Source organism: Butyricimonas sp. BSD2780061689_150309_C8, assembly GCF_015560935.1.
Lineage (GTDB): Bacteria > Bacteroidota > Bacteroidia > Bacteroidales > Marinifilaceae > Butyricimonas > Butyricimonas paravirosa.
On the sequence record NZ_JADMSV010000010.1, the window covers coordinates 59,919 to 74,517 of the forward strand.

Below are 14,599 nucleotides of genomic sequence, written 5' to 3' on the forward strand. Positions count from 1 at the left end.
AAAGTATAGTTTTGAATAAATATTACCACACGTTTTACTTACACTTTATAGAATACCTGAAATAGAAAACGGTACTATTTTCTACCCTTATTTATCCCTGTTTAGGGCTTAGGCTATGCACATCCAAGACATCCAAAAAAGATAAAGACGACACAACTCGGCTGTATCTCAGCTTTGTGTCGTCTTTATCTCTATTTTGTTCAACGTTCTGCCAATTATATCGGTAGAAACACGGTTAAATTACGCCATATTCTCCAAGGCTTGGGCCAACTGATCAGGACATGAAGTTGACTTTCGTCCGCAGCATATTCCCCGCAACCGACGGATGGCCTCATCTTTTTTCATTCCTTTCAACAAGGCCGCCACCCCTTGCGTATTCCCGGCACATCCCTTCTTGAAACCGACTTCCACGATCACATCGTCTTCCAACACAATATGAATCTCTTTCGAACAAACCTCTGCCGAGGGAGTATATGTAATTTCTTTTCTTGCCATAATGACCATCTGAATTTGACGCTGCAAAGATAGAATTATTTCAAGAACCTCTCTTTCCCACGATATTAAAAAAGGAGAAATCCGCTTTACCGGAAATCTCCTTTCACACTTACACGATTCGTATTACAATTTATTCAGCCAGTAAATATTTCGTGAAATAATCCCTTTTCTTCTTTTCGAAATAAGATTTATAAGGTCCTTCAAAAGCATGGCCTTGATTCGGTAAGATCAACAAATCGAAATCCTTTCCTTGCAAAATCAACTCGTTCACCACCCGATACGTGTTAGCCGGATGCACGTTATTATCCACCTCTCCTGTCACCAGAAGTAAACGACCTTTCAAGTATTTTGCCAGTTTCTGATTCGTTTTCACGGTAAACTTATAATCGTCCCCGATTCCTTGATAAGTCTCTCCCCACGTACGATTATAAATACGATTATCGTGATTACCCGATGAGGCCACAGCCACTTTGTAAAAATCAGGATAAGTACAGATTGCAGCAAAAGCCATCATACCACCCCCCGAGTGTCCGAAAATACCTACCCGATTCGTATCAATAAAAGAATATTTACGTCCCAATTGTTCCAATCCCGCCTTGTCATCCGCTAACGCATAATCCCGTAAATTCCCGTACCCGTAGGTAGCGTACGCTTTGTCCCGGAAGGGAGAACCGCCCCGATGTCCGAAACACACCACGATAATCCCCCTTTGTGCCAAAGCCGTATTATTATAACGATCCAGCACGGTAAAATCCGTCCACACGGTTTCCGTTTGTGGCCCCGGATATACTTGCGACACGATCGGATATTTCTTGCTAGGATCAAAATCATAAGGTTTCCACATAATTCCGTAAAGATCCGTTTTCCCGTCAGCCGCCTTCACGGTAAACTGTTCCGGGTACTTCCAACCATACGCCAACAAATGAGAAACGTCCGCTTTTTCCAAAACAGTCAGCAAGCGCCCGTTTATATCACGTACGGAAATTTGTGGTATCGTATCTATACGGGAAAAATTATCCACGATCAGACCTCCTCCCAGATGAACAAACGTGCTATGTGTTGCATTTTCAGGGGTTAACAAGGTCAATCGTTTTCCATTAAAACCCACACGATACAAATAAGTATAATTCGGGTTTCTCCCCTTTTCCTTACCGAACCCGTACAGATAAATCTGTTTTTTCACCGTGTCAATCTTCATTATGCGTCCCGCTGTCCATTCCCCGGAAGTCACCGAATTCAGCAACTTGCCATTACCATCATAGTGATAATAATGTCCCCATCCAGAACGATCGGACCACAAAAGAATATCCTTTCCTCCATTCAACACCCGGCAACTAAATAACTCTTCATTCAGATATGGTTTACTCACTTCATGCAAAATCACCTTTACTTCCCCTGTTTTCGCATCAACCGAGCATAATTCAAATTCATTTCGGGTCCCCTTTTTACGGATGAAAAAGACCCGATCCTGTACATCTGCCACTTTCAGCACTTCCAATAGTTGCCCCCGCCATTTCACCACATCCACCTTTTTAAACATCCCCGTCTTCACGTTCCCGATAAACAACTCCTGTTTTAAAACAGCGGTATCTCCCGGTAATTCGTATTTGTACTCGCTGACTGTCGGTGCCGGTTCCCGAAGTGAATACACCAGAGGAAACATCCGGATATTTCGTTTATCTTCTCTTGTAAGATAAAAAGTCCCGTCATCCGACAACCATTCGGTATTTGCCGTTTCAAACTCGTAATCTTTATCCCCGTCAAAAGTCAGTTGTACCTGTTTTTTTTGCTCTTTATCTTCCAACCAAAGATTATACTCTTTCACGATTAACTCGTATCTCAGATCGGGAGACACCCCATACGGACGAATAGAAGGATATTTCTTGCGTTCAGAAGGAATCAAAGCCCTATTCTTGGCATCAAACACGAATATCTTTCCCCCAACCTCTAATTTAGCTACCAACCCGTTATCATCAAATTCCGGGTTATAATATATTCTCTCTTCTTCCCCCGGCAATATCTCCCGGACCAAACTATCTATAATTCGGTAGTTATATACTTCTCGTTTCCCCTCCTTCGGGTCATAGGCATAATACGCTCTCTCGCCCGGTTGTTTCTCGTAAGAGTACCAAAACAATGGTTTCGTCGGGTGAAAGAAAGGTACAATCATCGTGGAACCAATCTTATCCTTCAGATTCTGCACGTCATATTTCTCGCCCACGTATGCCTCATCCGGATTAAGTAAGGTCTTTAAATAGTTGGCCAAATTAGAGGTTGAACCACCTTGAACCACCTTTCGGGCAATTTCCAATAACTGTTCATGATATACCCCGTTATAGGAAGGGAACCATCCCATCCCACCGAACATGATTTGTTGATTTTCATTGCTAAAATCGGCAACATGATCTTCCAGAAGTCCCCGAACCGTCAAGGAATCATTTAATGCAACCGCTTTCGCCACGTCCATCATAACTACGTAATCATTCTGACAAGGCAGAGGAATTGCCGAAATCCGTTGCCGATAGTACACGAAATCATCCGGATTACGTTCAAAATCCCGAAAATACCAACCTTGTAACACCCATTCCGTCATATCCCGGTAGAGAGCTGTAATTCGTTCATATACTTTTTCTTCTCCTTGTACCCTCACGAAATCCTGCCAATGCTCAAGCAAGTACCGCATATTCGCACTATTGATTCCGCCCAGAGTCCGATCCGCAAACAAGAACCAGTTCTCCGGTTGTAAACGTTCTTCTGGCGAAATTTTATCGAAATACTCCTTCCCCAATCTAAGGCTTTCCCCTTTCTCAAGCAACTGCAATTTCAACTGCACGTACTCCCGTAAAAAATCATTGGAATACTTGCCCGTGGCGTAAGTATCATCCATTGATTTCACCCGGTTATCAGGTTTCATCCCCTTTCTAATTTCGGCCATAAACACATCAGCCGATTTTCCCCCGACAAACTTATAAAGCAACTCACCCTTACCATTCAAAAGTAGGAAAGAAGGATAGGCTCCGATTTTGTACTTATCCGCATATTGCTTCCCATCTTCCGACAGCATATCCAATTTAACATTTACAAAATTGGAATTAAAAAAGTCGGCAACACTATCCAACGTGAAAACCAATGCCGCCATTGTCTTACAAGGGCCGCAATATTCCGTGTAACAATCCACGAAAGCCATTTTTCCCGCGGCAGTAGCCTTATTTAAAGCATCCTGCAAAGTGGACTTTTCAAACTCGATTTCCCTGTTTTGTGACTCTGCCTGACAGTATGCCAACAGTCCTACAAGCAAAAATAAAATCTTTCTCATATCCTTATTGTTTATCAAAATACTCTCGGTTCATTCGCATCAGCATCACCCGGTAATTTTCCCGAGTAAGGGAATCTTGGTGAGTTTCACTCAATTCCTTCACTTTTCTCGCCAGTTCCACGAAATAGGCATGAAGAACTCCCGCAGACTCGTTTCCCAAGCCAAAAGAGATGTTATTCTGTGCCATTGTTCGGGCAAAATCCGAAATGAAATAAGCCTGTATTCCTTGTTTATAGGTAGTAACAGCCTTCCGGGTATCGAAATTTTCAAAAATAACCCGATCAACATAAGCGAATAATTCTTTCGCCGTGAACGCTTTCTCCCCGTATGCACTTTCTGCCGCCACGAGGGAAGTGATGACTTTCGGATCTATAAAATGTTGCGTGATCTTCTCGGCCAATCCTACCATCATGTGGTTTATATCGTATGTCCCCGCTTGTTGCATCTCTTTGGAATGAACCCACTCCGGACGTTGTGTCAAAATTTCTGTCTCTAAATATTGTAAAGCCTTTTCCTGAAGTTCTCTCGGGACATAAATAACCGGAGATTCATTCACTCCTTTTATGACCGGACGAATAGAACGACCTCCCACCAATTTCACAATCTGAGTCAGATAAGTCTGGTATAGTGCAAGCGTTTTCAGCGAGAAATCGGATACACTTTTCCATGTATTCTGATCTTTCGGTAACTGGTTCATCCATTCTCCCAGTTGAGGATAAATCTCCCGTACCGATTCGATGCCTTTCACACTTGCCGACAAAATATCATTTGACAAGAAACCGTCTTGAGCATAGGGGTCCCATTTATCCTCCGGGGCATAGAAAGCCGCCCGCATGGAAGGTAAGGCATCACTATTGCCATAAGCATAGTTAATCGCATCATAATCATACACGGAAACACGAGGGAAAAGATTCTTGACACTTACCCGGTCACCCGGTTGAGCGAGATAATTAAATACCATACCGGAAGTAATTGATGCCGATATTCCATATTTATTCAACCATTTCTCGGAACGAATATTGTCCGGGGTAAAAACGGTATTTCCGGCTTTATTAGGTTTCATTCCCAATACCTTGGCCAAAATCGATGCCAGTTGAACGGTCAACACATCTTGACGTACCCCCAAACTATGAAGATCCTTCCGGATTCTCCCGTCCAGCCACCCACATTGCAAGAAATAAGTACCTAACAATTCATCTGCCATGGCATCCATCACGTTAATTCGGGCACATAATATTTCACCATTCACAGGATTGGTAATCATGGAAGAATTAACATCGCTAAAAGCATTTCCCCAACGGAAAAGAATCGTCCGGTAAGTCAAGGCTGCATCTTTCGCCTCCGAACTATAACGGAAGACATTCTTCCATCCGGCACTCTCGAATGCTTTTTCCCATTGTTGCATGGCCTTCTTAATACTCTCAACAAAAGGAGCCGGGGTGATCGGATCGATGTACACGCAAATCTGATTTTCCGGTTCAATAGTCAAACCTTTCTTCTGTTTTCTCAACTCCTTCACGGGAGCCGAAAGATGCCACCTCTGTATATACTCTTTTTTACGGGCCACGTATCTCTTGGTATCATATTCGGTAATCCCAATTGTTTCAAAACCATAAGCCGGATGGTTGGCTTTCAAGGTCACGGAATGTTCTGGCAGTTGCTGAATAACCATTTCCAATGTAAAAGTAGAGGCGACATCCGATCCCTGTTGCATTTGAGGATTCGCATAATAATCCGACTGGGTACGTGTCACAGAGAAGACTACCCCTTGATCCAAGATCCGGAAACCGTCAATTCCAGAAAGATTAGGATCCGGATGGCTTAATAAACTATAAGAACTCACTTTAAATAACCCACTTCCGGGATTATTCAATTCGTTCGTCAACTCGATAATCACCGACTGCTTATTTTCTCCCCAAGCCACTATCGGCAAGGTAAAATCTACTGGTACAAGTCCTGATTTTCGAATCGCATTCGCCATGCAATAATCTGTTGAATCCGCAGCAACATCCGTAACCCGGTTACGAATCACTTGAACCCGATTGTTTTTCCCGATCGAAAACCGGACAACTCCAGAGGCCTCGGAAAGAAAAGCCGAATATCCCCGCACCACTTGTGTCGTGATCAAAACCTCTTTTTCCATTCCTTCCATCGGAATCTCCAGGTAATATTTATCTCCTAAACGATAAACCGTGTAAAAACCGTTATCTATTTGTAAATCTTTCTGTTCCTTAAACTGACTGAATGTCATCGGTTCTGCATTATTTTGCGCAACAACCGGACGAAACATCAATAAAGTTACTATCAGTAACAAACATACATTCAATACTTTCATTCCTAATATATTTAGTTCAATTCAATCAATGATTTATTCTTTCCGCTCTCCCACAGAGTAATAAAATTATAAAGTGTTTTGTAGTGACTGACCGTCAACGCATCCTGTCCCTCCTCCGAAGCGGTCAACGCATATTGTTTTATTTTCGAAACCAGTTGCTTGATACGAACCCCAACCCCATTTAATAAAGTCGTTGGATTCTCCCCGTTCACGACAAGATCCTGCACGAATCCCTTTTGCAATGCCTTGTCATACCGAGATAATTCTCCATTCCGGCCCTTTTCTTCAAAGAGAGTCACGTACATACGATCCAGCAACTCGTCAATGGTCAAACCATCCGGGTTTAATTGCCGATTTTTATGTAATATCGTATACTTTAATAACATTTTAGTTATCACCTTATTGGCCGGTTCTTGTTCATAATATTCGAAATTAATTCCGGTCTTTTCCATCAAATTAGGCCGAAAAAGCCATTCCGGTTCCCGACACACGTATTCTTCCAAGAAAGCAAGTGCCTCCTCTTCCTTTTCCTTAGGTACAGGTTGATACACCATTAAACTTTCTTCCTCCCTCGTCGGGTTATCCGTGTAACTACCACCCACGTAACGAATCACGTGGTTCACATAATTCTGGTACTGACTCAACACTGAAAGATAGCGTCTTCGTAAAGCGTAATAATCCGGATCACTCGTTTTCGTCCATTCTTCCAGATGCTCCATGATATATTTCAAATTTTTCATTCCCAAGCGATTCGCCTTGATGATGTCATCCCCGCTATCTTCAGATTGTACCCGGGGATCACTATAATCCGTTTCCACGATATAGAACATCTTCGGGTCCTTCCGCTTTGCATCCACCCAAGCACGTAACTTCAAATCGTTTTCCACCAGATTATTTGTCTCCTGAAAACAACGATACCCCCATTCTATCGCGAACTCGTCGTATATCCCGATACGAGGCAATAAATCTTGCGGTTCCAAACCATCTTCCGGTTGTGCCAGATAATTAAAACGTTGATAATCCATAATGGAAGTTCCCAAGCCATGTTCACGGATAAAAGCTTTGCTACGCAAACTATCCACCGGATAGGCCGTACTACCGATAAAATTATGCCGAAGTCCTAACGTATGTCCCACTTCATGAGTCAACACGGTTGCCGCCAGTTCTCCCATTACCTCATGGCTTAGAGGGTATTCTCTTGCACGGGAATCAACCGCTCCACACATCACGAAATACCAACGTTGTAACAAATCCAGAACCGAATGAAATATCGCAATATGCGAGGTAATAATTTCCCCGGATCGAGGGTCAAACACCATCGGACCGTAAGCATTCGGGATCGGGGAGGCTTTGTACGATACTAACGGATAACGAATATCACCTTCACTATATTCAGGGTCTTCTTCCGGCGAGGGGGCTAACTTTCCGTAAATCGCATTCTTGAATCCGGCTTTCTCGAAAGCACCCTGCCACGCATTTACCGCTTTTATAAAATAAGGCACCAAATATTCCGGAGTTGCCCGATCAATATAGAAAACAATCGGCTTCACGGGTTCCACAAGTTCTCCCCGCAAATATTTCTCCATATCCTCCGGTTTCGGCTCCAAACGCCAGCGGGTTGCAAATGCCACTTTTTCCATCTGGTCATTCCGTTTCGTCATCCCATCCAACACGAAGGTAAAATACCCCACCCGATCATCAAACATTCTTTGTCTCATCGGTTTCTCTGGTAAAAGATACCATGACGCCCCCACCTCCCAAAGAGAAGAAGTGTACCCGCCATCCTTCACTTCCCCGTCAACAGCATAACCACGCATGGAACGGAAGTTTATATTTTCCGGGAATGCTTTTACATCCAAAGCATAGGACTGCTCCTGCTGATAACCGCCTAATTTCAAGGCAACCTTCGCTCCTTTCAAGGAGAACAAATCGCAATCACTCAGAAACAAATCGGTAATATCTACCAAATAACTATCGGCAGATTTGGCTTTAATCTCCAAAGAATACATCACGGGAGATATCACATTTTTAATATAATCATCATACAAGGCGGGAGTATCTCCCAGGTAAAATACCTGGGGAGATACAATTTCAATTCTATCCTGATTCTTGATAAAACGAATCAACCGATCATACACGGAGTCCCCGCCATACCCAAAACGAGCATCCGTACTCCGCTCTTTCTGTGCCGTTCCCTTTATGATCGTTACGGCCACCAGAATATCCCGTTCAAGTTTATCATCTGGTACTTCCAGATAATATCTTCCATCCTGCACATAAACATGAAAGAACCCAGCATCTTTCGGGGTATCTTTATGAATAAATTCATCTATAGACACCTCTTTCTCATCCTCTTTCTGAATCACACGATTCCCAGCCCCGCTACTTAATACGTACAGGGAAAACAATATAATCAACAAATATTTCATACTAACGATTTAATTCATTGCCTATTTTTTGCAAATCCATGTTATAATTCTCGATAAAATAATCCCGCACCATATCATACCGCTTTTTCAAAAGACCGTTTACATCTTTTGCCGGATTCAAGATACCATCCCAATTCTTTTCTGTATAATCCCAATCACTATTATATTCCGGAATCCGGGTCAAAAACTCCTCTGAACAGGTAACCATCATTAGCAAAAAACTCTTCCAATCATTTTCTACTGTCACATTATAACTTACAGAACGTGGAACACCTAACTTCCACAAATTCGATGCACTCATATAGCTAATACCATCTGTTTTATAATTTGTAACATCCTCAAATTCTTCTGTTGGTACTGTTTTCTTTCTTCCAATCATACTTTCTACAAAAGTGTAACTCATTTTCCTTCGAAATTCCAATGAATCCACTTTTGTCATCCCCATCACGGCCTCACTACCATAAGACACACATATATTGTCATAATTGTACCACGCCTTTACTTTTTTCCCTTTATAGGTCTGTTTAACAGGTATAGAGGAAAAATCCCACTCCATATACACAGAATCAATATCAGAACAAAGCATAATTTTTACGGGTAAAAATTCTTTCAGGAATTCATCAGAATAAGAAGCGAACCACGCTTTTTGAATCAAATCCACTTGTTGCCCCACATACTCCTCTTCAGCCGGGATTATAATATATCCTTGACTTCCATTGTCTCCTAAACTCCCGTTCATCCATCCGGAGGGAGTCCAGTAAGTATCCTTATCCGTATATTTGTATAACAAACAACTACCATATTGATTATAAATATCCACGATCACATCATCATAATCATGTGTTCCTTGAGGAACCGAATAACTAGAAGTGATTTCCGAAGGTTTCAACTCCTTTTCATTGTAGCAAGAAACGACAAATACTAATTGTAGTAACAGTATTATATAGAGAGATTTATTCCATTTCATAATTATCTGGGATTTTGTTTTAATTTATAATTCCGTTCTATTGCATCGTATGGAATAGGTAGAGCGTATAACAAAGAATTATTCTCCAACACATACTCACGTTCTACCCCTCCGCTATCAATGTATTTATGGGTAACAGACAAGCCAAAACGTTTTATATCAAACCAGCGAAATCCTTCTTCCACACACAATTCCAATCTACGTTCTTTCAGACAAAAGTCTAATAGATCTTGAGCATCCGTTATTTCTTCCGCTACATATGTCCCGGTAGCATACCTAGTTTCTCTCAATGTATTCAAATCATTTAATGCTTGTACTCGATCATTTCCATCCCCTTTCACCTGGAAACGACGGGTTAGTGCTTCGGCCCTGTTTAAATAAGCTTCCGCCATACGAATACCATGATCGCCACCATAGGAAGAGTTGTGCCCTATTTTATTACCATAAGTTCCTTTCACAAGCTGTGAACTAAAATAAACATTACTTCTCAAATCATCTGGGGCATACTGCCCTAATAGTTCAGTTGAGATACTCCAAGGAACTGTTTCTTGATATCCTACTGTCACAAAGTAAATGGCACTTTGAGCCCGAAAGGATTTACTCCCATAACACCAAACAACCTCAGAACTCACATCACTATCATAAATACTTTTATCTGTTCCAGAAAATATTGACAAACGAGAAAGCATCGGACCTTCTTCTATTGCTTTTCCGGCATATTGAATAGCCTTGTCCCAATCCTCTTCACCACCACGGAACAAATAAAAACGGGAAAGCAGCACATAAGCGGCAATATCTCCAACTCGGTACACGCTCTCCGGTGTATAGTTCTCTTCCAATAATAAAGTTGCCTCCAAAAGATCTTTCTCTATTTGGTTATATAACACTTTCAAAGAAGGTCGTTCTGGGAACTCATCTGTCAAATCCATTGTTAACATCAGAGGTACACCTAATGTTACCTCCGGATTTACTCCCGAAACATTATAGGCTTGGCAATAAATCATCGCTAATTTCAAATGATAATACCCGCGCAATAACATTGCCTGCCCCAATAATGCATTCTTTTCCTGCTCCGTTCCGGACACCTCGGAAACGTAGTCAATAATCACATTACATCCTTTAATCTTCTCGTAATAAATCTTCCACGAATTAACATCATCCCCCGGGAATACTTCCCCACCATCAAACATCATTGGGTTAAACGTAAATATCGGAGTCCCGTTTTCATGTTGCGTTCCATATTTATCATTCAACAATCCGTTACATTGTATTTCATCTGTCAATAACATCAAATAATTATCCGATGCAAACTGATAAGGATAAGCTTCCTTGTACATTACTGAGCGTAAATCTTCTATTGAAGATGGTTTTATCAAATCCTGACTCGATTCCTTAAAAAAATCATGACATGAAGAACAGATAAATAGTATCCCCCACAACCATATGTAAAATGAATTCTTTTTCATAATCAGATCAATTAAAAGGTTACATTAAGATTAAATGAATAGGAACTAGTTATCGGTTGCGCACCTGTAGCAACCTCCGGGTCCCGTCCTTTAAAATCCTTACTGGCAATGGTAAAAGGATTAGATATACTTGCCCCCACACTAACATATTTTACCCATAAAAGTTTTGCCAATCGTTCCGGGAAAGAATAACTTAAAGAAATACTATTACACTTTAAAGAAGAGGCATTTACAACTCTTGCATTACTATAATTATACATCTCATAGACATTCGTATATGTTTTCGTATCTGGAAGTAAAATATTTACCACATTTTTATCCGGTAATCCAGGAAATTTTGCATTTGTATCACCCGGTCGCCAACGTTTATTCAATTCGGAAGATAAATTCTCATACTCGGAAGGAAGAGTCTGAGACCCGTAAGCCTCCATCAAAAATTTCTTACCCCCTACCTGCAAATAAAAACTGGTTGACAAGGATAATTGTTTGTATCTGAACGACATGGTTAATCCTCCCGTGAAATCCGGATCCAGTTTTCCAACATACTTCATGTAAGCCGTAGGATCATTTAACGCATCACTACCATCGTGTACATCCAAATTGATAATCGGATAACCGGTCGCCTGATCAATCCCATCACAATCAAACGCCCAAAAGGCTGAGACAGGGTAACCTTTCTTATAATAGTTACCACCAATAGCTGTTTTCCAAGAGAGATTCTGCACCCCCACTTTCGTGATTTCATTATTGTTCTTAGAAGTGTTCACTCCCATATCCCAAGTAAAATTTGCTGTCCGTACCGGTGTAAAACTTACACTTAATTCCCAACCTGAGTTTTCCATACTACCTCCATTCACAGGCATATTCTCAATACCATATTCTCGAGGAACCAGCAAGGAGGTAATCATATCCTTTCCTTTCTTCATGTAATACTCAAAACCGACTCGAATCTTGTTTTGAAATAGTCCCATATCTACCCCATAATTGTAAGAGGAGGTTTTTTCCCAACGTAAATCCTCATAGGGTAGAGAACTAATCTCTAGCAAATCATCTCCTGTATTTGAGTCCGTTAATCCGTTAGTAGTTGTCGGAACCTTCACAATCAAAGAGGGACTATAATTGGTTGCCATATTCCTTTGGTAACCATAACTAAAACGGAAACTCAAATCAGATACAATATTCTGTTTACTAAACCAAGCCTCCCGAGCTACATTCCAACGAAGTCCCCCGGCCCATACCGGATTAAAATTCTCATTAGCATAGCGTCCAAAACGATTGGATGCATCTAATCGGACACTAAAATTCACTACATATTTTCCGTCATAAGCATAATTCATAGTCAAATAAGCCCCCAACTGATTCGTTTTCCGGTCCGTAATTTTACGAGTAAATTCTTTCATCAGATCATTCGCATATTCTGTTTTACTAACCGGATTGATCAATACAGTAGGTACTTGTGCAAACGACTTTCCTCTATATTTCAAATATCCGTATGCAGTGGAAGAAAAACCGGTATTTTTCGCACTACTCAATTCTATCCCTAACATCGTCGTTAAAGCATGTACCCCATTAAATACTTTATCGTAAGAAAGCGAATTTCTCCAATTCCAAGATACCGATTTATTTTCATCCTGACTATACTCCCCACCAACAGGAAGCGGTGAATTTTTATATTCTGCATCAACAGCTTTATATGCACCATAATCATATCTTCGTTTTTTAGCTATATACTCAGTCCGTTCCGTTACCCAGGATTCTCCAATAACAGAGGCAATATTCACGCTTCCCAACATCTGAAATTTCAAAGATTCTGTGAAATCATAATTCAAATTCAGATTCGTATTCAAAGACAAATTCTTATTAGAAGTTCCAGATTCATCCCTTTCGTTGATAATATTAAATAAATAACCACTCTCCTTTTGATAGTAAGACAAATCTCCATCATCTTCGTAAGCAGCAATAGATCTATTGGTTTTCGTGGCATATTCATAAGGACTAACAATTGTAAATCCTTTCGTCGTAGCATGAGAACCGGATAAAGTAAATGAAGCCCTAAACTTTTTTGTCACTGTCATATCCAATCCTACGTTCGCACTGTAAGACTCAGAATCATTTCCAACCGCAGTACCTTTCGTAGAATTATATGACAAAGAGGTGTAATACCGTACATCTTCACTCCCCCCGGAAACCGAAAGTGAATGATTATGACTAAATGGATTACGGAAAAGAATATCGAACCAATCAGTATTTGTAGTCTCCAACTTAGCCACACGTTGCTCAAACTCTTCTCCGGAAATCTCTTTATTCAGATATTGGTTCAAAACTCCCGCATAACCGATATTATTATTCGTCCAAGAAGCTGTTAAACCCCTTTGAAAAATTTCTCGGGATACTTCTACCCTTTCTTTGGAATTCATCAATTCTAATTTATCATAAGTAACCTGTTCTGCCACATTCAAAGAAGCAGAATAAGAAATTGAAGCGGCTCCCGTTTTTCCTCGTTTTGTCTTAATAACAATTACACCATTAGCTGCCCGAACCCCATAAATTGCAGTAGAAGAAGCATCTTTCAATACTGTAATACTCTCGATATCACTAGGATTCAACCACGAAATTGAACTACCTACAAAATTCCGGATATAATCAAAGTTATCTGAATTAATTTCTCCTACACTATTAAAGGTTTGCGCATCAAACGGGAGTGGGTCTTCTTGAATAATCCCATCCACGACCCAAATCGGCTCCTGGCTACCTAACAACGTCGAAGTTCCCCGAACTCTTGTTTTTTGCCGTACCCCGACCAGTCCACTTGTATTTGTGATAACAACACCCGGTAATCGCCCTTGTAATGCCTGTTCCAACGTATTAGTTCCACTGAAATGCAAATCTTCTGCTTTAATAGAAGAAACAGAACCAGCCATTCTGGTCTTATCAAATTCCTGGTAGCCTGTCACAACAACCTCTCCCAACTGAGTCACGTCCTCCTTCATAACAACCGTGTATTCCAACTTATCTTTTTCAAGTTTCAGATACTCGGTCTGCATACCAATAAAACTGACAATCAAAGTATCCACACCTTGAGGAACCCGAATTGAAAAATTTCCTTTGGAATCCGTCACGGTTCCGATGGTCATTCCCTTTAATAACACGGTTACTCCCGGAAGTGGTTCTTTCTTTGAATCAATAACTTTTCCCTTAACAATGACAAACTTGTCATGATCATTTTCAACCTTCCGTTTGATCACCACGATCTCATCCTTCACGTCATACGTGAAACCTTCCTTCTCTAGCACTCTCCTCAACACGGATTCCCAATTCTCCCCGTTTGCAGTCACGGAAATCGGTTTCGCATCTTTAAACAGTAATGAATTATACAGAAAATTCAATCCTGTCTTTTGTTTCATCACTTCCACGAACCTCTCTAATTTCACTTCTTGCAAATTCAAAGAAATAGTGTCTCGCACGGCTTTCGCTCCATATCCCGACAAGCTACCCAATGTCAAGATAAGCGTTAAACTCATCACGTGAAAAAAGCTTCTACATTTTACAAGCCTTTTCCACCTCAAGAATGGATTTTTTTTCATAGATTTG

General features: G+C 40.9%; 7 protein-coding genes. All 7 read right to left on the reverse strand.

The genetic code is table 11. The annotated features are described in order from the left end of the window. Positions 1–240: 240 nt before the first annotated feature. Complete coding sequence (locus I2I33_RS09810; RefSeq protein WP_087420631.1) at positions 241–495, reverse strand: TIGR03905 family TSCPD domain-containing protein; 255 nt, start codon at positions 493–495, stop codon at positions 241–243. Positions 496–625: 130 nt separating this feature from the next. Further along, the gene (locus I2I33_RS09815; RefSeq protein ID WP_087420156.1) at positions 626–3,811 is read right to left on the reverse strand and encodes a prolyl oligopeptidase family serine peptidase; all 3,186 of its coding nucleotides are present in this window, start codon (positions 3,809–3,811) and stop codon (positions 626–628) included. Positions 3,812–3,815: 4 nt separating this feature from the next. Next, positions 3,816–6,146: a zinc-dependent metalloprotease gene (locus I2I33_RS09820; RefSeq protein ID WP_195666797.1), complete on the reverse strand. Its 2,331-nt coding sequence runs from the start codon at positions 6,144–6,146 to the stop codon at positions 3,816–3,818. An 11-nt stretch (positions 6,147–6,157) separates the two neighbouring features. Further along, on the reverse strand, positions 6,158–8,575 hold the full coding sequence (locus I2I33_RS09825; protein WP_087420154.1) for a zinc-dependent metalloprotease: 2,418 nt from the start codon (positions 8,573–8,575) through the stop codon (positions 6,158–6,160). Position 8,576: 1 nt separating this feature from the next. Continuing rightward, positions 8,577–9,542, reverse strand: coding sequence for a putative zinc-binding metallopeptidase (locus I2I33_RS09830; protein ID WP_087420153.1), 966 nt, complete (start codon positions 9,540–9,542; stop codon positions 8,577–8,579). 2 nt (positions 9,543–9,544) lie between these two features. Further along, positions 9,545–11,008 carry a RagB/SusD family nutrient uptake outer membrane protein gene (locus I2I33_RS09835; RefSeq protein WP_087420152.1) on the reverse strand — a complete coding sequence of 488 codons (1,464 nt, stop codon included), beginning with the start codon at positions 11,006–11,008 and terminating at the stop codon, positions 9,545–9,547. Between the two features lie 11 nt (positions 11,009–11,019). Next, positions 11,020–14,592 (reverse strand): SusC/RagA family TonB-linked outer membrane protein, encoded by a 3,573-nt coding sequence (locus I2I33_RS09840; protein ID WP_087420151.1) that lies wholly within the window; start codon positions 14,590–14,592, stop codon positions 11,020–11,022. Positions 14,593–14,599 lie beyond the last annotated feature (7 nt).